21 protein-coding genes and 1 riboswitch are annotated in these 24,027 nt (G+C 46.1%); of the genes, 8 read left to right on the top strand and 13 right to left on the bottom strand.

The window, feature by feature from the left end:
* Positions 1–48: 48 nt before the first annotated feature.
* Positions 49–870, top strand: a complete 822-nt coding sequence (locus BZ167_RS10350) for an SDR family oxidoreductase (protein ID WP_047936332.1) — start codon at positions 49–51, stop codon at positions 868–870.
* Positions 871–927: 57 nt separating this feature from the next.
* Here BZ167_RS10350 and BZ167_RS10345 read toward each other — a convergent pair whose 3' ends face one another.
* The 4 genes from BZ167_RS10345 to BZ167_RS10325 form a co-directional block, all read right to left on the bottom strand.
* On the bottom strand, positions 928–1,527 hold the full coding sequence (locus tag BZ167_RS10345) for a response regulator transcription factor (protein ID WP_007407848.1): 600 nt from the start codon (positions 1,525–1,527) through the stop codon (positions 928–930).
* Complete coding sequence (locus tag BZ167_RS10340) at positions 1,524–2,660, bottom strand: sensor histidine kinase (RefSeq protein WP_032869296.1); 1,137 nt, start codon at positions 2,658–2,660, stop codon at positions 1,524–1,526. The genes BZ167_RS10345 and BZ167_RS10340 overlap by 4 nt, the downstream gene beginning before the upstream one ends.
* A 118-nt stretch (positions 2,661–2,778) precedes the next feature.
* Positions 2,779–3,828, bottom strand: coding sequence for a Delta(5) desaturase DesA (locus BZ167_RS10335; RefSeq protein WP_077392054.1), 1,050 nt, complete (start codon positions 3,826–3,828; stop codon positions 2,779–2,781).
* Positions 3,829–4,072: 244 nt separating this feature from the next.
* On the bottom strand, positions 4,073–5,230 hold the full coding sequence (locus BZ167_RS10325; protein WP_077392053.1) for a TetR/AcrR family transcriptional regulator: 1,158 nt from the start codon (positions 5,228–5,230) through the stop codon (positions 4,073–4,075).
* Positions 5,231–5,371: 141 nt separating this feature from the next.
* Between BZ167_RS10325 and BZ167_RS10320 the strand changes: the two genes are divergently transcribed.
* Complete coding sequence (locus BZ167_RS10320) at positions 5,372–6,709, top strand: aldehyde dehydrogenase family protein (protein WP_007407852.1); 1,338 nt, start codon at positions 5,372–5,374, stop codon at positions 6,707–6,709.
* Between the two features lie 37 nt (positions 6,710–6,746).
* Here the strand turns inward: BZ167_RS10320 and BZ167_RS10315 are convergent, their stop codons facing one another.
* Both BZ167_RS10315 and BZ167_RS10310 read right to left on the bottom strand, forming a co-directional pair.
* Positions 6,747–7,967: an outer membrane protein assembly factor BamB family protein gene (locus BZ167_RS10315; protein ID WP_098082008.1), complete on the bottom strand. Its 1,221-nt coding sequence runs from the start codon at positions 7,965–7,967 to the stop codon at positions 6,747–6,749.
* 130 nt (positions 7,968–8,097) lie between these two features.
* A complete protein-coding gene (locus BZ167_RS10310) occupies positions 8,098–8,517 on the bottom strand; it encodes a DUF5391 family protein (protein ID WP_017418531.1) in 420 nt (139 codons plus the stop codon).
* A gap of 142 nt (positions 8,518–8,659) precedes the next feature.
* Between BZ167_RS10310 and BZ167_RS10305 the strand changes: the two genes are divergently transcribed.
* The 3 genes from BZ167_RS10305 to BZ167_RS10295 all read left to right on the top strand — a co-directional run bounded on the left by BZ167_RS10305 (position 8,660) and on the right by BZ167_RS10295 (position 10,741).
* Positions 8,660–8,971 (top strand): ArsR/SmtB family transcription factor, encoded by a 312-nt coding sequence (locus BZ167_RS10305; RefSeq protein WP_015240918.1) that lies wholly within the window; start codon positions 8,660–8,662, stop codon positions 8,969–8,971.
* A 78-nt stretch (positions 8,972–9,049) separates the two neighbouring features.
* On the top strand, positions 9,050–10,216 hold the full coding sequence (locus tag BZ167_RS10300) for an MFS transporter (RefSeq protein ID WP_077392052.1): 1,167 nt from the start codon (positions 9,050–9,052) through the stop codon (positions 10,214–10,216).
* A 69-nt stretch (positions 10,217–10,285) separates the two neighbouring features.
* Complete coding sequence (locus BZ167_RS10295) at positions 10,286–10,741, top strand: RDD family protein (RefSeq protein WP_014419310.1); 456 nt, start codon at positions 10,286–10,288, stop codon at positions 10,739–10,741.
* 37 nt (positions 10,742–10,778) lie between these two features.
* On the opposite strand, the gene BZ167_RS10290 is transcribed toward BZ167_RS10295, so the two are convergent.
* Complete coding sequence (locus BZ167_RS10290; RefSeq protein WP_061890913.1) at positions 10,779–11,465, bottom strand: VOC family protein; 687 nt, start codon at positions 11,463–11,465, stop codon at positions 10,779–10,781.
* A 298-nt stretch (positions 11,466–11,763) separates the two neighbouring features.
* Here BZ167_RS10290 and ahpC point away from each other — a divergent pair, with 298 nt between their 5' ends.
* Complete coding sequence (gene ahpC, locus BZ167_RS10285) at positions 11,764–12,327, top strand: alkyl hydroperoxide reductase subunit C (RefSeq protein WP_004393188.1); 564 nt, start codon at positions 11,764–11,766, stop codon at positions 12,325–12,327.
* Positions 12,328–12,340: 13 nt separating this feature from the next.
* Positions 12,341–13,870 carry an alkyl hydroperoxide reductase subunit F gene (ahpF, locus tag BZ167_RS10280; protein WP_007614902.1) on the top strand — a complete coding sequence of 510 codons (1,530 nt, stop codon included), beginning with the start codon at positions 12,341–12,343 and terminating at the stop codon, positions 13,868–13,870.
* Positions 13,871–13,914: 44 nt separating this feature from the next.
* Here the strand turns inward: ahpF and BZ167_RS10275 are convergent, their stop codons facing one another.
* Both BZ167_RS10275 and BZ167_RS10270 read right to left on the bottom strand, forming a co-directional pair.
* Entirely contained in the window at positions 13,915–15,147 is a 1,233-nt protein-coding gene (locus BZ167_RS10275; protein WP_077392051.1) for a Fic family protein, read from the bottom strand.
* Positions 15,148–15,286: 139 nt separating this feature from the next.
* Positions 15,287–16,633, bottom strand: a complete 1,347-nt coding sequence (locus tag BZ167_RS10270) for an amino acid permease (RefSeq protein WP_007614904.1) — start codon at positions 16,631–16,633, stop codon at positions 15,287–15,289.
* Positions 16,634–16,778: 145 nt separating this feature from the next.
* Positions 16,779–16,859, bottom strand: a riboswitch (glycine riboswitch).
* Positions 16,860–17,157: 298 nt separating this feature from the next.
* On the opposite strand from BZ167_RS10270, the gene fbp reads away from it, so the two are divergent.
* Complete coding sequence (gene fbp, locus BZ167_RS10265; RefSeq protein ID WP_014419314.1) at positions 17,158–19,083, top strand: fructose-1,6-bisphosphatase; 1,926 nt, start codon at positions 17,158–17,160, stop codon at positions 19,081–19,083.
* Between the two features lie 64 nt (positions 19,084–19,147).
* Here fbp and BZ167_RS10260 read toward each other — a convergent pair.
* From BZ167_RS10260 to BZ167_RS10245, 4 genes are all read right to left on the bottom strand, one after another.
* Positions 19,148–20,298, bottom strand: a protein-coding gene (locus tag BZ167_RS10260; RefSeq protein ID WP_156886065.1) for an IS3 family transposase whose coding sequence is annotated in 2 segments (ribosomal slippage) — positions 19,148–20,025 and positions 20,025–20,298 — 1,152 coding nt in all. Because the reading frame shifts where the segments join, the coding sequence is not laid out codon by codon here.
* Positions 20,299–20,411: 113 nt separating this feature from the next.
* Positions 20,412–20,870 carry a (2Fe-2S)-binding protein gene (locus tag BZ167_RS10255; protein ID WP_015418586.1) on the bottom strand — a complete coding sequence of 153 codons (459 nt, stop codon included), beginning with the start codon at positions 20,868–20,870 and terminating at the stop codon, positions 20,412–20,414.
* Positions 20,863–21,705: an FAD binding domain-containing protein gene (locus tag BZ167_RS10250; protein ID WP_039253227.1), complete on the bottom strand. Its 843-nt coding sequence runs from the start codon at positions 21,703–21,705 to the stop codon at positions 20,863–20,865. The genes BZ167_RS10255 and BZ167_RS10250 overlap by 8 nt, the downstream gene beginning before the upstream one ends.
* Positions 21,692–24,022, bottom strand: a complete 2,331-nt coding sequence (locus BZ167_RS10245; protein WP_077392050.1) for a xanthine dehydrogenase family protein molybdopterin-binding subunit — start codon at positions 24,020–24,022, stop codon at positions 21,692–21,694. Before BZ167_RS10245 ends, BZ167_RS10250 begins: the two co-directional genes overlap by 14 nt.
* Between the last annotated feature and the right edge of the window lie 5 nt (positions 24,023–24,027).

The following is a 24,027-nucleotide window of genomic DNA, read 5'->3' as shown; positions in this document are numbered from 1 at the left end:
TATCCCCCTATTCAGCGGGAACAGATATAAAAAAGGAGGAATCGCAATATGGGAAGATTAACAGACAAAACCGCAATCATCACAGGGGCCGCGACAGGCATCGGACAAGCGACGGCACGGGTTTTCGCCGATGAAGGCGCCCGCGTGATCTGCGGTGACATCAATGAAAGCGAACTGAATGAAACCGTCAGCGCTATCAGAAAAAACGGCGGAGAAGCAGAAGCCTTTCACCTTGATGTATCAGACGAAGAAAACGTAAAGTCTTTTGCGGACAGCATTCAGCGAAAGTACGGAACAATTGATATTCTGTTTAACAATGCCGGTGTTGACCAAGAGGGCGGAAAAGTCCATGAATACCCGGTCGACCTGTTTGACCGGATCATCGCCGTCGATCTGCGCGGCACATTTCTGTGCAGCAAATACCTGATTCCGCTCATGCTCGAAAAAGGAGGCTCCATCATCAACACCTCCTCCATGTCCGGCCGGGCCGCAGACCTTGACCGCTCCGGCTATAACGCCGCAAAAGGCGGAATCACGAACCTGACGAGAGCGATGGCCATTGATTACGCCAGAAGCGGAATCCGCGTCAATTCCTTATCGCCGGGCACGATTGAAACGCCGCTCATTGATAAATTGGCAGGCACGACAGAAGACGAAATGGGCGAAGCGTTCCGTGAAGCCAACAAATGGATCACGCCGCTCGGCCGGCTCGGAAAACCGGAAGAAATGGCAGCCGTCGCGCTCTTCCTCGCTTCAGACGACAGTTCTTACGTCACGGGAGAAGACATCACCGCAGACGGCGGCATCATGGCATACACTTGGCCGGGAAAAATGCTGATTGATAAGAAGTGGAAGGAAGAGACGGAGTGACGATAGTAATAAAAAAAGCCAGTGTAAAAAACACTGGCTGAACAAGCTGAGGGCGGGTTACTTAAACCAGCCCTTTTCTTTTGATCGGGTAATGGCTTCAATTCGATTTTTCACTTCTAATTTATCCAGGATCATCGAAACGTAATTGCGGACTGTGCCGCTTTTGATGCTGAGGGCGTTTGCGATTTCTTTCGTGTTTTTTCCGTCTGCGACAAGCTCGAGCACCTCTTTTTCCCGTTCGGTCAGCGGGTTTTCCTCACTATAGATGTCCTCCATTAATTCAGGTGCGTAGACGCGTCTTCCTTTCATGACGCTGCGGATGGCGCTGACGAGCTCATCGCTCGGGCTGTCCTTGAGCATGTACCCGCTGACGCCTGCTTTTAGCGCCCGCTGAAAATAGCCGGAGCGGGCAAAGGTCGTCAAAATGATGATCTTCACACCGCTGTCCTTGAGTTCTTCTGCCGCTTCAAGACCTGATTTCCCGGGCATTTCGATATCCATCAGACAGATGTCGGGCGCATGTTTTTCCACGAAATCGATGGCATCCTGGCCGCTTGTGCCTTTGCCGACAACCGTCATATCCTCTTCTAAATTCAACAGGGAACCGAGTGCGCCGAGCAGCATTTGCTGATCCTCGGCAATGAAGATGTTGATCATCTGCTACCATCCTTTTCTTTTGATTTTGAATCATTCGGGATTCTCATGGTCAGCTTTGTTCCGGCGGCTGTATCGATGGCTAAACTGCCGTTTGCGAATTCAAGACGTTCCCTCATTCCAAGCAGGCCGTGCCCCTTTGAAAAAAAGCGGTCTTCTTTGCATTGAAAGCTGCCGTCATCTTCCACCGTAATGACAACCTCTTTCCAAAGCTGCTGAATGGTGATGCGGCATACTTTGGCGCCGCTGTGTTTCACGACATTGGTGACGGCTTCTTTTATGCACATGCTGACGATGTTTTCGTTCAGCAGAGAGATATGTTTTGGCGCTTCTTTTTCTTCATACACAAATTCAATTCCTGCCGCTTCAAGAATTTGCCGAACATTGCCGAGCTCATCCTTCAATCGGATGCCTTTCATCGATGAGACGATTTTTCTGACCTCATTTAAGGAGGTGCGGGCCGTCTGCTGCACGCTTTTCAGCTCAGTGCGGGCCTGTTCAGGGTCCTTGTAAATCAGCTTTCGGGCAAGGTCGCTTTTCAGTCCGATTAAGGAGAGCTTTTGTCCAAGTGTATCGTGAAGGTCCCGGGCGATGCGCTGCCTTTCTTCCAGCTTCACAAGATCGGCGATTCGCTCATTTGCATATTCTAATTTCTCCTCAAGGCGCTCCCGTGCCTTTCTGCTTCGAATGCTGAGCGGGAGCAGGATGGCACTGATCAGTGTAATGACGATAAACGGAATTTGTGTCAAAAACCACTCTTTTTTCAGAACAAGGCTGAAGTTGACGGCAACCGCCGCACTGATGATATGAATGTAATATAAGATGTAAAAAGGAACTTTGTCTCGGATATGGCCGATGAAGTAGGCGATAAAAAAGGCGAAATAAATATAGCTGAACAGCATGACAGAGCCGGTCGAAATGCCGATCAGAAGAAGCGCCCATAAGTAAAGCGGCCAGCCTTTTGCAACAAATGCGAAGCGGTATGCGCCAAAGAAAACAAGTGTGAAAATGATGCCGGCAACGATGACAAAGGTAGAAGAGCTTTTAAAAATAAAATAAAAAGGCAAGATGAAAAAAATCATCCATATATAAGGAGAAATCCCATTCAGTTTTTGAAATTTAAAATACTTCTTCATCTTCGTTCCACCTTCTGCTGCTTGTGTCTACCATCACTTTATCAAAACACCGCCTTCATTGCATCCTCACGCATGAAGAGAAGGCTCTTTCTGATAAGAGAAAGAGCCGCGCGTCATATCAGGCATTTTTCTTTAAAGGTTCTTTCGGCACCGGATGGGGCGCCGGTTTTTTCCGAGCCTCCCGAAAGGTGACAAATTGCTTTTCGTCCTCATCCCACAGACGGAATTTCATGGATTCAAGACTTGTTTTAAGCGTAATGGTCGGTACGTTTTTTAAAGGCTCGTGCCCCTCATGAGCGGCTTCCAGCTTGTAGTTCGGCACTTTCGGGCTTAAGTGGTGGACATGATGGTAGCCGATATTGCCTGTCAGCCATTGCAAAAGCTTCGGAAGCTTGTAAAAGGAGCTTCCTTCTACCGCGGCCTGCACATAGTCCCAATGCTCATCGGCTTCAAAATAAGAATCCTCAAACGTGTGCTGAACATAAAAGAGCCAGACGCCGATTGACCCCGAAATAAGGAAAATCGGACCCTGAACAAGCAAAAAGTTTTCCCAGCCGAAAAGCAGGCACGTCGCAGCAGCCAATAAGACAATCGCCGCGTTCGTGAAATAGGTGTTCCAGCGCTCCTTGCGGCGGGCGCCTTTTACATTGAAACGGTTTTTAATCAGAAATACGTAAATCGGGCCGAGAATAAACATAATAAACGGATTGCGATAAAGTCTGTAGCGTACTTTTGTCCAGGCTGAGGCTTCGTTGTATTCCTTGACGGTCATCATCCAAATATCGCCGGTGCCCCGTTTATCTAAGTTGCTGCTCGTCGCATGATGGATGGAGTGGCTGCGTTGCCATTGAAGGAACGGAAACAGTGTCAGCACACCTGAAATAAACCCGAACAGCCGGTTCAGCTTCTTTTGTTTGAAAAAGGATTGATGGCAGCAGTCGTGGAAAATAATAAAGATTCTTGTCAAAAATCCCGCTGCTATAACAGTAAAGGCGAGGGTCAGAAGATAGGAGACATTGAGGCTGAAGTAAGCAAGAAACCAAAGGGCAAAAAACGGCACAAATGTGTTGAAAAGCTGATTGACACTATGCTTTGTATCGGCACCGGAAAATGCAGCAACCTGCTTTTTTAAAGATGCTTGTTTTTGAGTTGCGGCGTGATTGGTCATGAATGTCATATCCCCTTTTTTTTATTATGATTCCAAGTATACCGAGGCGCTCGCGGCGGTTGTAGTAGCAGCCATCATGCCCCGAATATGACATTTGTCATGTTTGGCGGCAGAATGCTGATCAGGCGGCATATAGAAGGTTTTTTTATAAGGGATAAAGCCGGACACTTCATATCGGCACTTCTCAAAAAAAACAGCAAAAAAGAACCCGGCCTGTTTTCGGCTGAGTTCTTTTTCATCATCCTCACAGCAAAATCACCCGATACTTCTTTACATCCAAAAACTGCAGAAACTCCCGGGCCAGCATGTCCGGCGCGTGGTCTTTTCCTTCATGAAGACGATATTGAATCAAGCCGACGAGCATGGATGCGACATAGTATGCATAGAGTTTTTTGCCCGCCTGAATGTGCAGAGGCTGATGAAGATAAAACGATTGCAGCGCTCTGAACATTTCCGGGATGACGTCAGGCACTCCCGAACCCTCTCTCAGAAAATGGACGAGCGGCATGCCGTCCGACAGTGCGGAAAAGAGCCGGACGAGCGCAGCTTCCGCTTCTTCCATGGAGCAGTCAGCAGGATCTCCCTTTACCGTCAATAATCCGATCAGCTCCCGGCATGATTGATGGATGATCGTTTTCAGCAACGCTTCTTTGTTGGCATAATGGTCATAAAAAGTGGCACGGCGCAGGTTGCTTTCACGGGCAATATCGGAAATCGTAATCGCCGCGTAATCCTTTTTTTCCGCTGCTAAGCTGATCATAGCCTCTTGCAAGGCCTGCCTCGTCCGTGTCACCCGGCGGTCGGCGGGCTTTTTTTCTTCTTGTTCCGGCACCCGGCGGCCAAACAGCCAGTAAAACCGTTTTTGAGAAATCAAATCCCACACCTGCCCGCTGATCGCTTCCGGTGATGCCCCGGGCTCCTCATTCAGCCAGTACAACACAATGGCATACGTGTATAAAGCGCGGTAATGAATGTACATATCCTGTTCAGTCGGTGAGAAATCCGCATTGACCGGTGACAGCAGCACATCATGCCGGAACACATCTTTTAAAAAAGCATGAAAGTGAAAATACGGCATTTTATGACGGTCCATCATCGTTTGAAAAAACTCCCGATGCCGGTCAACAAAAGACAGGGTCGGATGCACTTTTTGCCATCCGCCATGTAAATGAAGCACATCTTTATTCTTCAGTGAATCATACAGCGCTTCGCTCAGCCCGTCTTTCATTTCTTCCTCTATATCCTCTAAAATCGCATATTTATCTTCGTAATAAAGGTACAGTGTCCCCCGGCTCACACGCGCCCGTTCGGCGATGTCCTTCATGGTCACACGGCGGATATCCCGCTCTCCAAGCATGGCCAAAAGCGCTTGTTTGATGTCAGTTGTCACAGAATCCGGCATAAGAGACACTCCTTTCATTAGACAGATCACCGCAATTTGTACGGTAACGTATAGATGTGTTTACGCTGTCTTTGCCGCAAAAACACACCACATTATAATAGGCCCTGAAGAAACAAAAAAGCAACCAGAGGAGGAAGACCGATGGATCAGCATATAAAAGCAGACATCAAACGCGTCTTTGAGCTTCAGAAAAAAAATCAAAAAACGCTGCGTGCTTCAACAGCCGGGCAGCGCAGAGAAAAGCTTCAGCGCTTTTTAGATGCCGTCACCGCACATGAAGAAGAAATCATCGAGGCGATCAGACGGGACGTCCGCAAGCCTTATCATGAGGTAAAAAGAGCGGAAACGCAGGGAACGATTAAGGCGATTAAAGATAATATGAACAATCTCGACACCTGGATGGCGCCGAAACGCGTCGGCTCATCCGTCAGTCCCGACGCTGACGGCGTATTAATGTACGAGCCAAAAGGCCTTACCTTAATTCTCGGCCCGTGGAATTATCCGTTTATGCTGACGATGGCTCCGCTTGCAGCTGCCATTGCGGCCGGCAACAGCGCGATTGTGAAGCTGTCCGATTTTACAATGGAGACGAGCCATATCGCCGCGACAGTTATTCGCGAGGCATTTCACGAAGAAGAAGTCGCCATTTTTGAAGGTGAGGTCGATGTCGCCACAGAACTGCTCGACCAGCCGTTTGACCACATTTTCTTCACCGGAAGCACGAATGTCGGTAAAATCGTCATGACGGCAGCAGCGAAGCACTTGTCGTCCGTCACGCTTGAGCTTGGCGGAAAAAGCCCGACGATCATCGACAGCGACTATGATTTGATGGACGCGGCGAAAAAAATCGCCGTCGGCAAATTTGTCAATGCGGGGCAAACATGTATCGCACCTGACTATCTCCTTATGAAGAAAGAAGTGCAGAGCACCTTTACAGATCTCCTGCAAACCATTGTCAATGCAGGTTTTATGGAGGATGATCATACGGTTGACCGCAACAAATTCACGCAGATTGTCAACGACCGCAACTTTAACCGTGTCAAAGCCCTGTATGATGACGCCATTGAAAAAGGGGCGAAAACGGCGTTCGGCGGCGTATTCGATGCGCATGACCGCACGATTTCTCCGACCGTACTGACAAACGTCACGCCTGATATGAAGATCATGCAGGAAGAAATCTTCGCACCGATTCTGCCGATTATGAATTACGAAGATATCAGTGAAGCCGTTGATTACATCACTGAACGGGACAAGCCGCTTGCCTTGTATGTATTCAGCCATAATCAGGAGCTGATCGATTATGTGCTGCAGCATACGACATCCGGCAATGCTTCTGTCAATGATGTCGTCGTTCATTTCACTGACGTCAACCTTCCGTTCGGCGGTGTCAATACGAGCGGGATCGGTTCATATCACGGTGTGTACGGCTTTAAAGAATTTTCTCATGAAAAAGGCGTATTTATTCAAGCCTCTAAATAAAAAAAGAATCCGCGCAGATGACGCGGATTCTTTTTTATTATTTTTTTGCCCCGAATGCGAGCAGTTTCGTATAAGTGCCGACATAGAGCGTGCCGTCTTCAGCCAGAACCGGGGAGGAAATGACATTGCTGTCTGTTTGATAGCGCCATTTTTCATTACCGTCAGCGTCAACCGCATAGACATTTTTATCGTCAGAACCGAAGTACACATTGCCGTCCGCATCAATCAGCGGCGCCGTTCTCACAGGCCCGTCCGTATAGAAAGACCAGTTCATATTGCCGGTTTTGCTGATGGAAAACAGCTCGCCGCTTCCGGAACCGATATACACATTGCCGTTATGGTCGATCGCTAATGAAGAGCTGGAGAAACCGTTTAACGGGAACGTCCACTTTACAGCACCCGTTGATGTATAGGCGTATAAGTTGCCGTCCTGGTTTCCGGCGTAAACGGTGCCGTCTCTATCAATAACCGGATAGCCTTTAAACCCGTTGGACGTCGTTTTTGACCATTTCACTTGGCCCGTTCCGGAATTAATTGCGTAAAAGATATTATTGTACGTTGCCGTATACAGCGTGCCGTTTGACGCTAACACGGGAGCGGAGCCGACCACGCCGTTTGTTTTAAACTTCCACTTTTGCGTCCATGTCGAAGGCGACGTCGGTTTAATCGCATAGATATAGTTATCCAGCGTCGACACATACAGCGTGCCGTCAGATCCGATAGCCGCATCGGAACTAGGCGCTCCGCTCAGCGGAACTGAAGTTAAAATGGTTCCGGTTTCTTTGTCGATGAAATACAGTTTTTTATCGTGAGATGGAAGATAAATGACACCGTTTGTTCCGAGCACCGGAGTCAGCGTATAGGTCGTCCCGAGGTTTTCCGTCACCCATTTCACAGTACCGTCCGGATGATACGCCGTCAGCTTCCCGTCTTTTGATTGAATAAATACGGTGCCGTCCCCGTCAACCGCGGCTCCCGCACCGTTTTGAGGGGTGGCCGGGACATTCTTTTCCCATTTTAACGCGCCATCGGCAGTGCTTGTAAACCGGCTTTCTCTTGACCAGTTGAACATCGTCGGAGACATCGCCTGCGCGTCATACCGTCCCGCCAAGAAACCGGATGCCGCATGATTTTGTTTAAATACCGTTTCCGCGGCTTGAGCAGCCGCCGGATGCAGCCATTTTGCCCCCGGCAAATCAGAAACCGCTCCCACAGATAAAGCCGCAGCAACCGCAGCGCCGGCCGCCAATGTTTTCATTCGCAATGAAGCTGTCTTTTTTTTCAATGTCAGTTCCTCCCGTTTCTATTAAAAGCTGCTATATCACTTCGATCATACCATAATTAACCTATGAAATATTTGTATTTTCGGTAGATTTATAGAACAAATGTCACATAGCCTGCTGATGCTTCGGGGATGATCGAAACGCGGCAATATACCACACCACATTGACGATAAAAGCCGCGCCTGACCAAACGAAAAGGCCGTAATAAAGAGACAGCTCCTGCCCTAAGGAAATTGCGGTCAATAACGTCACCAACAAGACAGCCGCGCAAATGATAAGCCCGATTCCGCAAAAAACGGCCATGATGATTTTCATGACACGAATACCGAGAATATACATAATGAGCGGAACCGCATATATAACAAGGATCTGGCCGACGGCGGCCCACATGCCCGCGGAATTAAAACGATTTGCGTTCGGCCCCGTTTCTGCAAGCGGAGAAAGCGAGACGAGGACCGGCAATAAACAAAACAGCAGAGCGGAAAGCAAGGTCACCGCAACCGTACCTTTTTTCTTTTGATTCATGTGAATATCCTCCTGACAATAACCCGGCTTTTTTACCGGTAATCTGATAATATGTTATATTTTAGCACGATATTTAGTTATTTTGAGAATGTTTTGTTAAAAACGAATTTACAAATCCAGAAAAATAGATATAATAAACGTTATGGAACCGATATTGATTCATAAAGCGCTATCTAACAAAACACGAAGTGATATTATGACGTGGCTTAAACACCCGGAAGACCATTTTGATGAAAGACCTTATCTTGAGCAGGGACTCAGTTTCCGCACCGGAATTTGCGTCGGTGATATTCAGGCAAAGTCGGGGCTTGCGCAGTCCGTCATCTCCAGCTACCTGCTGACCATGCAAAAAGCCGGCCTGCTGGAATCCGAACGAATCGGAAAGTGGACCTATTACAGAAGGAATGAAAAACAAATTAAAGCCTTTGCTGACTATGTTCAGCACCAGCTATAACCATGAAAGGAGGGCTTTTTTTGTTCTAACATATCTATTTTTCTGTATATGTAGTTATAAAAGGAGGAATACATAACAATGAAAAAAAGCAGCTCCATCTTCATTCTATTTTTGGCACTGGGGGTTTTCGGGATTATCACGACCGAGATGGGCATTATCGGCGTTCTTCCGCAAGTGGCGGACAGATTTCATATTTCTGCTTCAAAAGCGGGATGGCTTGTCAGTATTTTCGCGTTCATCGTCGCTGTGTCGGGACCGTTTTTGACCTTGCTTGCTTCAGGCATAAACCGGAAAATCATTCTGCTTTTGGCGGTGCTGATGTTTGCCGTTTCAAATGCGGTCTACGCGTATACGGCGCATTTCAGTGTCATGCTGGCGTTTCGGATCATTCCGGCTTTATGCCACCCGGTGTTCTTTTCTGTAGCGCTTGCGGCCGCGGCCCGGCTTGTCCCCGCCGGCCAATCCGGAAAAGCCGTAACGAAAGTCTTTTCAGGCATCACCGCCGGCTTTGCGTTCGGCGTGCCTTTCACGTCTTATCTGGCGGATCGTCTATCCCTTGAAGCCGCCTTCTTATTCGGCGCTATCATCAGTCTCATCGCATTCACGGGCATTCTTCTCTTTTTGCCATCCATGCCGGTCACAGAAAAAATGTCTTTCAGAAGTCAGCTCGGCATCCTTCGCAAACCGGCTTTGTGGCTCAATATCGCTGCCGTCACCTGTCTCTTTGCGGCCATGTTTTCTGTCTACAGCTATTTTGCGGAGTATCTCGGACGGGTGTCGCATATGAACGGCACATGGGTCAGCTTCATGCTGATGAGCTTCGGGGTGATTATGATAGCCGGAAATTTCGTCTTCGGCGCTTTGTTATATAAAAATATGAAAAAGACCGTCATTCTGTTTCCGCTTCTTTATACAGCCGCCTACTTGCTCATATACGGGTTTGGGACGTCTTTCGCGCCGATGGCCGTCCTCGTCTTCGTATGGGGCGCCGTTCATTCCGGCGGTCTCATTGTCAGCCAGACTTGGCTTACTGCGGAAGCAAAGGAGGCGCCCGAATTCGGCAACAGCCTGTTTGTCTCTTTTTCCAACCTCGGCATCACCATCGGAACGGCGGCGGGCGGCTGGTTTATTTCACATTTGGGAATCCATCAGCTGATGTGGTGCGGCATCATGTTTGCCCTTCTGGCTTTCGGGCTGATCATGGGACGCTTGGCATGGGGAAAGAGGCTGCTCGCAAAAGCTTAAGCTCCGTTGCAAAATCCGGAATGATTACGTATAATATTCCAGATTAAAGCAAGGGAGAGAAAAAGATACATGGAAAGACCGGCAGGATTTTGGATTCGGTTTCTGGCTTACGTCATTGATCAAATCATCATAGGAATTCCGATTTTTATCATTCAATTTATGGTCTCTTTTTTATTTGCGGCAGGCGTTGCGGCGGCTGACCCCTTCATGACCGAAAATCAGTTTAACATCTCTTTTCTGGTGTTCGGCGTCATCCCGATTCTTGCGAGCTCTTTTGTGATCAGTATCTTATATTTCAGCCTGCTCACGGCCTCAAAGATGCAGGGGACACTGGGAAAAGCATTGCTCGGCCTTAAGGTCGTCAATGAAGATGGCGGACGGATTTCCATCGGCCAGGCCTTCGGACGCGCTTTCGCATATATCATATCTAAGCTTATTCTTTATATCGGATTCATCATGGGCGCCTTCGGAGAGAAAAAAACGCTGCACGACATCATGTGCAGCACCCGTGTTGTCTATAAATAACGACCTCAAGTCCGGGCCTTTTGAGCCCGGGCTTTTTTTATGACGGCTGTGCCCGCCTGATGTCAATGCCGCCCTTTCCGTCAGCCTCAATGCGGATCGTCCCGTTCACAACGACAGACAGCGGATGGAACTCCGCATGCTGATCAGAAAAAATCCAGCGGCGGCCGCTCGGCCCTAAAAGCAAAAACGCCCCATCATTGTAATCACCCATAAAATGAAACCCGTTTTCCCTAAGAGGCGCATGCTTTCTCACCGGAATGCCGAAACGCTGCAGCTTTCTCCCGGTTGATACGACTTCGGCAGCCGTCAGATTCACCTCGCCGATATTCAGAACGGACTCAATCGAAAAATGTTCCGCGCTTGGCGGCGATGTTTCTCTCGCGATGAATTCCGCCAGATTGTTGGACGGATCTTTGAAATAAAAGGAACGCGCCTGAATATGAGAGAAATACACCTCATCCTCCCCATCTTCCGTTTGAAAAACGACTTTATCCTTTATCCACGCCTTCGCCTCATCAAAACGATTATTCGGAATGTTAAACGCGAAATGATACGTAGGATGAGAGTGAGAATCGGCGCGCCTGAATTCCAACTCACTTTCTCCCGCCTTGATGGTAAACGAATCACCGGACTCATCAATTAAAGGAAAACCTAACACCCGTTCATAGAAGTGTTTCGTCTCCTCCAACGCACAACTGTACAAAGTAATGTTATTTATTTGCATGATCATACCCCCTTTGGTTTATACTGCCATATAGAAGGGTTGATTCCTACTGTTTCGATTCACCAATTGAGAATCCCCCTTTCGCCCGGCGCTAAATATGACAAACAGCGCCAAACCGCTTATACCAGGCGTTTTTAAACATCTAAAGCAAAAAAAGCAGAAAATAATACCCCATATAGCTTGACAAAAAATAAATGTTATTTAATAATCTATATATAATTAGAATTATTATTGAAAGATAAAGTGAATGCTTTGTCTTTTTAATATATTTCAAATCACATTTCAGGAGGAAGATATTATGTCTTTAATCGGAAAAGAAGTACTGCCATTCGAAGCAAAAGCTTTCAAAAACGGTGAATTCATCGATGTAACAAACGAAGATTTGAAAGGTCAATGGAGCGTTTTCTGCTTCTACCCAGCGGATTTCTCTTTCGTTTGCCCGACTGAACTTGAAGATCTTCAAGGACAATACGCTGCACTGAAAGAATTAGGTGTTGAAGTATACTCTGTTTCTACAGATACTCACTTCGTACACAAAGGCTGGCATGACAGCTCTGAAAAAATCGGCAAAATCACTTACGCAATGATCGGTGACCCATCTCAAACGATCTCCCGCAACTTCGACGTTCTTGACGAAGAAACTGGTCTTGCTGACCGCGGAACATTCATCATCGATCCTGATGGCGTTATCCAAACAGTTGAAATCAATGCAGGCGGTATCGGCCGTGACGCAAGCAACCTTGTAAACAAAGTAAAAGCAGCTCAATACGTTCGTCAAAACCCAGGTGAAGTCTGCCCGGCTAAATGGGAAGAAGGCGGCGAAACACTTACACCTAGCCTTGATTTGGTAGGTAAAATCTAAGGAGTGCATTCCATTGGTACTTGATGCAAATATCAAAGCACAATTAAATCAATACATGCAGCTAATTGAGAACGACATTGTTCTCAAAGTAAGCGCCGGTGACGATGACACTTCTAAGGACATGCTGGCTCTCGTTGACGAGCTGGCTTCCATGTCATCTAAAATTTCAGTTGAAAAAACTGAATTAAACAGAACACCGAGCTTCAGCGTTAATCGTACCGGAGAAGACACAGGCGTTACATTCGCCGGTGTTCCTCTCGGCCACGAATTTACATCATTAGTGCTGGCATTGCTTCAAGTCAGCGGCAGAGCGCCTAAGGCTGATCAAAAGGTCATTGACCAGATTAAGAACATCAGCGGAGAATACCGCTTCGAGTCTTATATCAGCCTGACGTGCCACAACTGCCCTGATGTCGTCCAAGCATTAAACATGATGAGCGTGCTCAACCCGAATATCACTCATACAATGATTGACGGCGCGGCATTCAAAGAAGAAGTGGAAAGCAAAAACATCATGGCTGTTCCGACTGTATTCTTAAACGGTGAATCTTTCGGAAGCGGCCGTATGACCATCGAAGAGATTCTCGCAAAAATGGGCAGCGGCGCAGATGCGTCTGAGTTTGCCGACAAAGAGCCGTTTGACGTTCTTGTTGTCGGCGGCGGACCTGCCGGCGCAAGCGCGGCGATCTACACGGCGCGTAAAGGCATCCGCACCGGTGTCGTCGCTGAACGCTTCGGCGGCCAGGTACTCGACACCATGAGCATCGAAAACTTCATCAGCGTTAAAGCGACTGAAGGACCGAAGCTCGCTGCAAGCCTTGAAGAGCACGTGAAAGATTATGATATTGACGTCATGAACCTTCAGCGCGCGAAACGCCTTGAGAAAAAAGACCTCTTCGAACTTGAACTCGAAAACGGCGCTGTACTGAAAAGTAAAACAGTGATCCTTTCAACAGGTGCCCGCTGGCGCAATGTCAACGTACCTGGTGAGCAAGAGTTCAAAAACAAAGGTGTTGCATACTGCCCGCACTGTGACGGACCATTGTTTGAAGGCAAAGACGTAGCCGTTATCGGCGGCGGAAACTCCGGAATCGAAGCGGCGATTGACCTTGCAGGTATCGTCAATCACGTGACTGTGCTGGAATTCGCGCCTGAACTGAAAGCAGACGAAGTCCTGCAAAAACGTCTTTACAGCCTGCCAAACGTCACTGTGCACAAAAATGCACAAACGAAAGAAATCACAGGCGACCAAAACGTAAACGGCATTACGTTCGTTGACCGTGAAACAGGCGAAGAAAAACACGTTGAACTCCAAGGTGTATTCGTCCAAATCGGCCTCGTGCCTAATACAGAATGGTTAGACGAAACGGTCGAACGCAACCGCATCGGCGAAATCATCGTCGATAAGAGCGGCGCGACAAGCGTTCCCGGCCTATTTGCCGCAGGGGACTGCACAGACGGCCCGTACAACCAAATCATTATCTCCATGGGATCAGGTGCAACTGCCGCTTTAGGCGCATTTGATTATTTGATCCGGAATTAATGTGAAAGCCGCCATATGAATGGCGGCTTTTTTAAATATACTAATTAAGAAGGCAGTATTTCCTCTAAACAATCCTCGCTGATTTTATAAGATTTTGGCCTTCTGCTTACCAGCTCAACAAATCCTTGCTGTTCTAAATAATCCATTACTCTGTTAATTTTATGTCTCGATTTATTTGAGAGCTCCATTAAATCTTGCACCGACAGCGTAACCTGATCATTTACAAATACATTAATCGTGATAATGATATTAAAAATATCACGTTCATCTTTATAATCAGCCCATTGATCGCTATCAATATAGTTCCTAATTCGTTTCAGTTTCATTAAATTAAATTCAAGATCCTCAATAATTCCTTTTTGTCCTGACAGAAGCAATTCCAGCATATCCATTAAATAAAAAGTCAGCTCTCCCCGGTTTAAAGGTGCGGGAATTTCCTCTAATGCCTTATAATACTTATCTTTGTTCTTATTAACTGCGTAAGAAAAAGTGATGGCTGAATATTTTTCTAAGTATCGGGACAAATAACTCCCAACGATAAGGCGTCCTGTTCTTCCATTGCCGTCATAAAAAGGATGAATGTATTCATAGTAGTAATGAGCTGTCATGTAACGATACAGCTGGGGATGTGTTTCATCATGAAGATAAGCAATTAAAGCCTCAAGCGCTTCTGTTATCTTTTGTTCAGAATTAACGCCGATATGGGTGGTCATGTTCCCATCGTTCACTTCAACATAGCCTTTTCTGAATAGCTCACCATCCGGCGCATCTTCTGTTCCGATTTCATCTGCGACCAGCTCGTCATATAATTCCCTAAAGTCATGAATGCTTGTAAACGACGGAATTCGGTCTATAAATTGATATGTTTTCATCAACCCGACAAACCGCTTATGTGAGGGCTCGGATTGTTCTAACGCTTTAAGAGCCTCTTTCAATTCTTTTTTTGTACTGCGGATTCCTTCAATTTCATTATTACTCTGTGCTTCATTAATAATTAATTTATCAAAATAAGGTTTGACAGCAAATTCAGGGAGCTGACTGATAAGGGATGAAATTTTGGAACTGTTTAACAACACTTCATTATTCAGCTTCATGAGTTTATGTGTATTCACATAAAATAGCTCAAATGAATCGTCCGTGGATCGGCCTTTTCGGAACCCCCGTATGTTTAATGATGTTGAATAACTGCCATAGCTGCTTGTTCTCTTTTTAAATTCTTTTTCATATGAATCAGCATCCGTTTTATAAAAAAGCTTAGATAACTTCTCATACTTCATATTATCACCTCGCTTAATTTAAAATTATACACTTTTTTAAATTATACAATCATTATAGCCTGATTCCTAACAAATATTCTCGCTTTCCAATCAAAACAAAAAACGGCATACTGCATGGCAGTACACCGTCTGAAGCAATTCAATCTGTCTTTCTCCCTCTCGCCCGATAGATAAGAAATAATCCAATAAACCACAGCGGCGTCAGCAGCAAAGCCGGGCGCGTTGCATCCGCAAACAGCATAATCACCAGAATGACGGCAAACAGCGCCAGCACGGCGTAATTGATAAACGGCGCAAACGGCGCCTTGAAAGACGAGCTTGCATGTAAGTCCGGACGGGTTTTCCTGTATCTGATATGACAGACCAGAATCACGCCCCACACCCAAATGAAACAAATCGCGCTGATGGTTGTCACGATGCCAAAAGCCGCTTCCGGTATCAATTTGCTTAAAAGAGCGCCAGCTGACAGCACAATAACCGATATCCATAATGCGCGGCTCGGCACATGATTTTTATTCAGCTTCGCAAAACTTGCAGGCGCTTGTTTCGTTTTGCTTAAGTTATACAAAATCCGGCTTGTTGAAAACATCCCGCTGTTACAAGCAGAAGCGGCAGACGTTAATACGACAAAATTAATGATTCCCGCGGCTAACGGGATGCCGACCAGGCTGAAGGTCTTTACAAAAGGACTTTCCGCCGCATTCAGCTGCATCCACGGATTAATACATAAAAGAATGAGCAATGCCCCGACGTAGAAAAATAAAATCCGCAATGGAATTTTATTGATAGCGGACGGAATATTTTTTTTCGGATTTGACGTTTCCGCCGCCGACACACCCACTAATTCCACACCGACATAGGCGAAGATCACCATCTGGAACGAAAGCAAAAAGCCTGAAAATCCGTTCGGAAACAAGCCGCCGTGCTCCCACAGATTCGCCGCTGAAACCGTTCCGGTATGCGTTTTGAACCCAATCACCAGCAGAACCACACCGATGACAATTAACGCGAGAATCGTGACTACCTTAATTAAGGCGAACCAAAACTCCAATTCTCCAAAAATCTTAACCGTTAACAGATTAAGCCCTAATAAAATGAGCAAACAGATAAGCGCCGGAATCCACTGCGGAATATCAAACCAATATTTCACATACACACCGACGGCGATCACATCAGCCATAGCCGTCATAATCCAGCAAAACCAGTAGGTCCAGCCGGTGACAAACGCTGCACGCGGTCCTAAATACGCCTCGGCAATATCCGTTAATGATTGGTAGCCCGCTTTAGATAACAGCAGTTCTCCCAGCGCCCGCATGACGAAAAAAAGCGCAATACCTACAATAAAATACGCAAAGATGATAGAAGGACCCGCCAGCTGAATTGCCTTACCGGACCCTAAAAACAATCCGGTGCCGATCGTGCCGCCAATGGCGATCAGCTGCACGTGCCGATTCGATAAGTCCCTCTTTAGCTCTCGCTGCTCCACATCTGACTCCTCCTTACCTCTCTAGTGAACGACGAGCAAAAAAAGCCAATAAAAAAAGAGATTGGATGCCCTCCAATCTCATGGTCATAAGAATATCAAATTATATCTGCGCCGCTGACAATCAACAGCATGACAAATACATATTCGGTACTCTTCTGTCCTTTTGCCTGAGATTGTGAACCCTTCGGCGCCGCGGAAAACCCGCGGTCTCTCCAGAAGCCGCTCCTGCTGTAGTTCGACCCACAGCAATCATAGCCTGCTACGTATTGAGTTTCTGATAGAAATACCTATCAGCTAACTTTTTATTTTAATGGAACTTGAATGAATTGTCAATAGAGGGATGAGCTGAACGGCGTTATCCGGGTCCAATTTTTGATGCCTGAAGCGCGTATTTTCCGTTTTCATTGTCTCAAAAAGGCGTTATGCGGTACTATCATATAAGGTCTAATCATTTAAACATTATGTCATACTTTAAATTCACTTTATCATACAATTGCTCGTAAATAAAAAGGGGATGGACGAGATTGGAAACGAAATATTTAGATCTGCTCGCACAAAAATACGATTGTGAAGAAAAAGTGGTCACGGAAATCATTAATCTGAAAGCGATACTGAACCTGCCGAAAGGAACCGAGCATTTCGTCAGTGATCTGCATGGGGAGTATCAGGCATTCCAGCACGTGCTGCGGAACGGTTCAGGAAGGGTAAAAGAGAAGATTCGCGATATTTTCAGCGGCGTCATTTACGATAGAGAAATTGATGAACTGGCGGCTTTGGTCTATTATCCGGAAGACAAACTGAAGCTGATCAAACATGACTTTGATACGAAGGAAGCATTAAACGAGTGGTATAAAGAAACGATTCACCGGATGATTAAGCTCGTTTCTTATTGTTCTTCCAAGTACACCCGCTCCAAATTGCGCAAAGCACTGCCCGCCCAATTTGCTTATATTTCTGAAGAGCTGCTGTACAAAACAGAACAAGCCGCCAACAAAGAACAATACTACTCCGAAATCATAGAACAGATCATTGCGCTCGGCCAGGCCGATAAGCTGATCACCGGCCTTGCCTACAGCACGCAGCGATTGGTGGTCGACCATCTGCATGTTGTCGGCGATATTTATGACCGCGGACCGCAGCCGGATAAGATCATGGAAGAACTGATCAACTATCATTCAGTGGATATTCAATGGGGGAATCATGATGTTCTCTGGATAGGCGCTTATTCCGGCTCAAAAGTATGCCTGGCAAACATTATCCGCATCTGTGCCCGCTATGACAATCTGGATATTATTGAAGACGTTTACGGCATCAATCTGAGACCGCTATTGAACCTTGCCGAAAAATATTACGATGATAACCCGTCTTTCCGCCCGAAAGCGGACGAAAACAGACCGGAAGATGAGATTAAACAAATCACAAAAATTCATCAGGCGATTGCGATGATCCAATTCAAGCTTGAGAGCCCGATTATTAAGAGACGGCCGAACTTTAATATGGAGGAACGGCTGTTACTGGAAAAGATCGATTATGACCGCAATGAAATCACGCTGAACGGAAAAACATATCAACTGGAAAACACCTGCTTTGCGACGGTGAATCCCAAACAGCCTGACGAGCTGTTAGAAGAAGAAGCAGAAGTCATGGACAAGCTGCTGTTCTCTGTTCAGAACTCCGAAAAGCTGGGCCGCCATATGAATTTTATGATGAAAAAAGGCAGCCTTTATTTAAAATATAACGGCAACCTGCTGATTCACGGCTGTATTCCCGTCGATGAAAACGGCAGCATGGAAACGATGATGATAGAGGATAAAGCTTATGCGGGCCGTGAGCTGCTCGATGTATTTGAACGGTTCTTACGTGAAGCGTTTGCCCATCCGGAAGAAACCGATGATCTGGCGACAGATATGACTTGGTACTTATGGACAGGCGAATACTCTTCCCTCTTTGGAAAACGCGCCATGACAACCTTTGAGCGATACTTCATTAAAGAGAAGGAAACGCATAAAGAAAAGAAAAACCCGTATTACTATTTGCGCGAAGACGAAGCAGCCTGCCGAAACATCCTGAAGGAATTCGGCCTCAACCCGGATCACGGCCATATCATCAACGGCCATACACCGGTAAAAGAAATCGAAGGCGAAGATCCGATCAAGGCAAACGGAAAAATGATCGTCATCGACGGCGGCTTCTCCAAAGCCTACCAATCCACAACAGGCATCGCCGGCTACACGCTCTTATACAACTCCTACGGCATGCAGCTCGTCGCCCATAAACACTTTAACTCTAAGGCTGAAGTGCTGAGCACCGGAACCGACGTCTTAACAGTGAAACGATTAGTCGACAAAGAGCTGGAGCGGAAGAAAGTAAAAGAAACAAACGTCGGTGAAGAACTGATGAAAGAAGTGGCGATTTTGGAGAAACTGCGGGAGTATCGGTATATGAAGTGAAGAATATGGAGTTGAGGGATGATTGGGACTGACCCCCGTTTTTGAGACAGGGATCAAAACACCTTCATACAGCCAATTGCCGATATTGTATCGGCGATTGGCTGTTTAGTTTCGTTTGAATACGAATATTGTTATAATAATGAATGTATTCTATGGCAGTGCGTTCTACGATGGCGGTCGTAGTTCGATCAATGCTGTTAAGATAGAACGTTTCAGACTTTAGTGAGGAATGAAACGATTCGATGGAGGCATTATCAGCGGGCGTCCCTTTGCGGGACATGCTCATGGTAATGCCTTTTGTTTTAACAGCTTTCTGATACTCATAAGATGTATAAACAGAACCTTGGTCACTATGTAACACGCAGTTTTCAGGAAGTGTTGGCAGCTGATCAAGTGTGTCTAAGACAAAGTCTGTGTCCTGCTTATCTCCAATCGTAAAAGCAATCACTTCTCCATTGTATAAATCCAATATACTGGAAAGGTACAATTGTTTCTGTCCATAAGGCAAATATGTGATGTCCGTTACCAGTTTTTCAAGAGGGCGATCAGACTGAAAGTTCCGATCCAATATATTATCGACCACAGAATATGGCTGCCCACTTTTTTTACGCTTTTTCATCTTAACCCGACACTGCCATTGATTTTTCTGCATAATACGTTGAACAGATTTATGATTAATACTTATTCTCTTTTTTAGTATGGCTGTGATTTTTCGATATCCATATCGATACTTGTGTTCTCGGCACAACGTGCCGATTTGTTTCTCCAGTCGCATCTTAGGATTACTCTTAGTCAGATTCTTTCTCCATCTATAATATGAAGTGCGTGAAATATCTAAATGGACACAGATGTCCTGTACCGTCATCGTCTTGCGCAATTCTTCTACCAGTTTGATTGTCGTTTCCCTATCAGCTTCCTTTCCAATTCGTTGTACTTTTTTAACACTTCATTCTGTTGTCTCAGATAACGATTCTCTGCCTGGAGTTTCTCTAATTCAGAAGAATACTCCGGACCCTTTCCATAAGTATATTGCTTTCCAACAGGCTGTTCGAATCGGTGGGTATCCCCAGCTTTATACCACCTGACCCATGTCTGCACCTGCGTCTTATTCTTTATATTCAATTCCTGCATGATCTCCTTCACAGGCACGCCCGCCAATCTCATTTCTACAGCCTTCTGTTTGACTTCAACCGGATAACTCACTCTTGCCCTCATAGAAAAACACCTCCAAGTTTTATTTCGGATAACAACGGTCCGTTTTCAAACTTGAAGGTGTTTTTTGTTTGTCTCATATTATGGGGTCAGTTCCGATTCTCTGGGCTCTTTTTTTACGGTTTCCCTGTATGTAAAACGGATTTAACCGCTTCTTCAATCTCCCTATAACCCGTACATCTGCAAATATTGGACTCCAGCCAATTTTTTATCGTGTCATCACTTGCATTCGGCTCAGTATTCACTAAAGCATGACAATTCATGAGAAAACCCGGTGTGCAATAACCGCATTGAAACGCGAATTTTTCAATAAAGGCCTTTTGAATCGGCGTATTGATCAGTCCTTCAATCGTCGTAATGTCCTTTCCTTCCCCTTCTGCCGCAAGCATTAAGCAAGATTTCATCGGCACCCCGTCCGTTAATACCGTACAGGCGCCGCAATCCCCATTTAAGCAGCCCGGTTTTGCACCAGTTAATCCGAGACGAAGACGAAGAGCAAATAACAAAGTATCAGCCGGCCTGACCGTAATCTGTCTTTCCTCGCCATTTACTTTCAACGTAATAGGATCAGACATTTGGACCTCCTTCTAATTCCCGTAGGGCATCTAAAATTGTATTTTGCAAGACAAACATTCGGTATTCACTTGAGCCTTCTGCGTCATCAAGAACGGGTTTGGGTACATACTGTAAAGACCTGCTTACTCTTTCTTCTGCTGATCGGCTTTTATCGTTAAGCACAGCCTCCATTTCAGCAGAACGAAACGGAAATGGACATACGCCGCTGAAGGCCATTCTGATCTCATCATCTTTTTTCAGCGCACAGACCGTCACCAATGGATACCCGACATTCCACTGCTGTCTTCTTTTGATACTGACAAATGGCAGGTCAACGTACGCTCGATCGACAACGACATGAAATAAAAAATCACCTTTTTGCAACTGTATTTCCTTGTTAAATACTTTATTTATGGGACGGTAATGAATCCCCGCTCTCCCTGCAATCCCTATCAAACTATCAGAAATCAGCAACGGCAGCACGGCCTCACGGTAATAGATGCCCCCGCAAATGTTTCCGCCCAGGCTGATTTTATTTCGAGTCGTACGATCGGCTATTTCACTTACTGTTTTACTTAATAGCGGAAATGGATTTTCTTCCTCCAGTTTCGTTAATGACACGCCCGCTCCGATCACCAGATCATTTTCATAAAAGCGGATGGTTTGAAATTCCGGAAGCGCGTTCATATCTATCACCGCATCCGTATAGATGATATTCAGCCTTCCTAACGTGATAATTTCCGTGCCGCCGGAATAATACATTGGTGTTTTCTTTTCTGCCGCAAGCGAGTGAAATAGATTGATTGTTTCTTGAATGGTCTTCGGTTTAAAATAATCAAAATCAAACGGTATCATCTTTCCACCCCTCTTGCGTCCTCCATAATCGTTCGGGAATGAGAGGAAGTTGATTCAATTGGACACCTAAAGCGGCGGAAAGGCAATTTCCCAATGCTGCCGGCATCCCCAACAGTCCGTGTTCCCCGCCTCCGCGCGCTCCATAAGGGGCAATCACATGCGGGGTTTCAACAAATTCAATGATATATTCAGGCTGCTCTCCATAGTGAAGGGGGCGGTATGTTCTAAGCTGAGGATTTAATACTCTGCCATATGAATCAAATACAAAGGTTTCTCTTCCTCCAAATGCGATTCCCATACTCATCCCCCCCATCACTTGACCCCTAGCAGCTTTTTCATTCAGTACAGTTCCTATATCCACAACAGAATAGGCTTTTGTAATTCGGTACGTATAATCCCGTTTATCCAACTCAACTTCAATTCCCTGAGCACCTACAGCCCACTCGGGTCCCGGCTTTCCTCTTCCCGTTTCCCGGTCTAAATTCGTCATCCGGGTTAATGTGTAATTGCCGCTCGCAATGATTTGGCCGCCAATGGTATTTCCATTTGGAAACGTATATCCGTAAGCAATGTCTTTTATTTCAACATGTACAGAAGGATGATCTATAAAATAAACCTTTCCGTCGGCCACTTCCAATTCCTCGACAGGAACCCGCAACACACATGATGCCACGTCTTTCAGCTTTCGAATGGCTTCCTCCGCTGCATTCAGTACGGCTCTTCCGGCCATTAACGTCCCTCTGCTCCCCACGGTTTTCCAATGCTCGGGTGTTGTTTGTGTATCTATAAGCATTTTTACGTGAATTTTGCTTATATCCATTTTCATTCGTTCCGCCAGGATTTGGGCTAGCACTGTTTTTGTCCCTGTTCCAATTTCCACTACCCCTGACATCAAATTAATGCTTCCATCGGGATTAAAGGTTAGAATCACCCCGGACGTTGCATTTGTATCAAATGTTGAGGTTTTCCAAATGCAGCTGATTCCCTTCGCCCGTATCTTCCGGCCATCGATTTCAATTCGCTGTCCCTCGTCCCAATTCATTAATTCCTTCAATCTTTCAATACACTTCGGCACATTTCCGATCGTGCTTGAATTGAGAAGAACTTGTGTCGGTGTGGTGTCACCGGGGCGAATGGCATTTTTATAGCGGAGTTCTAATGGGTCCATGTTCAGCTTTTCCGCCAATACATCCATCGTCCGCTCAAAGGCAAATAACACTTCAGCATGGCTGTAGCCCCTGAATGCACTTGGATATGGATGATTCGTATACATACAATATGAATCACACCGTATATGATCGATCGCGTACGGACCCGTACAATCAACCACCGCAGCCCGGCTGATGTCCACTCCTTTATCAGAATACGCTCCGCCATCAAATAAAAGCTGAATGTCCGCCGCCTTTAAGATTCCATCCTTTGCAGCCCCTAATTTGACAATGGCATCCAACCCGATATGAACGGGCGATGTGATCAGATCCTCTTCTCTCGTATTAAACAATTTGACGGGCCGCCCTCCAACCGCTTTTGATGCCAAATAGGCAATCACCTCTAACTGAACGGCCGCTTTTCCCCCGTACGCCCCTCCTACTAAAGGCGTTTTGACGATCACCTTTCCGGGTTCGATTCCAAAATACCACTGCATTAATTTTTTAATGGCAAAAGGAGCTTGAGAGGATGTGGTAATGATAATCTCCTCATCCGCCCGAATTTCAACAATCGAGCATCTTGTTTCCATCGCAGCGTGATCAGAAGGGTTAAAGGAAATCTGGAATTCTGCTGTCACATCACTTTCCCTAAACCCGTCTTCAATATTTCCTTTTCTAACCTTATCCACGTTTGCGATATTTGTCTTCGGAACCGGGAATACACCTTTTGTCTTCTCATAGCGGTCCGCATTTTCATGGACGAGCGGCGCATCCTTTTGAAAGGCCTCACGGGGGGAATTGACGACGGGAAGAGGTTTATAGGATACTTTGATGGCATCCGCTGCCTTTTTAGCTGTAATCGGATTTTCCGCTACAACAACAGCAACCGGCTCACCATGGTATCTGACCCTTTTATAAGCAATCGGCGACCTGTCTTTAATTTCTTCACCTGCAAGCGGAAAAGGTTCATCACCCAATATCGCTCTCACGCCGGGAATCTTCCAAGCCTCTGAAAAGTCCATAGACACAATATCGGCATGAGCATATGGACTGACCAGCATTTTTGCGTGTAATGTGCCTGTTTCTTGAAAATCATCCGTATATTTCGCTTTACCCGTCACTTTTTCGAGGGCCTCTTTTCGAATGACACTCTTCCCGATATACTCCAACTCAT

This window comes from Bacillus sp. 275 (assembly GCF_001999205.1).
GTDB lineage: Bacteria > Bacillota > Bacilli > Bacillales > Bacillaceae > Bacillus > Bacillus velezensis.
The sequence above is the reverse complement of the archived record's forward strand: the minus strand, read 5'-3'. Positions and strand labels throughout refer to the sequence as shown.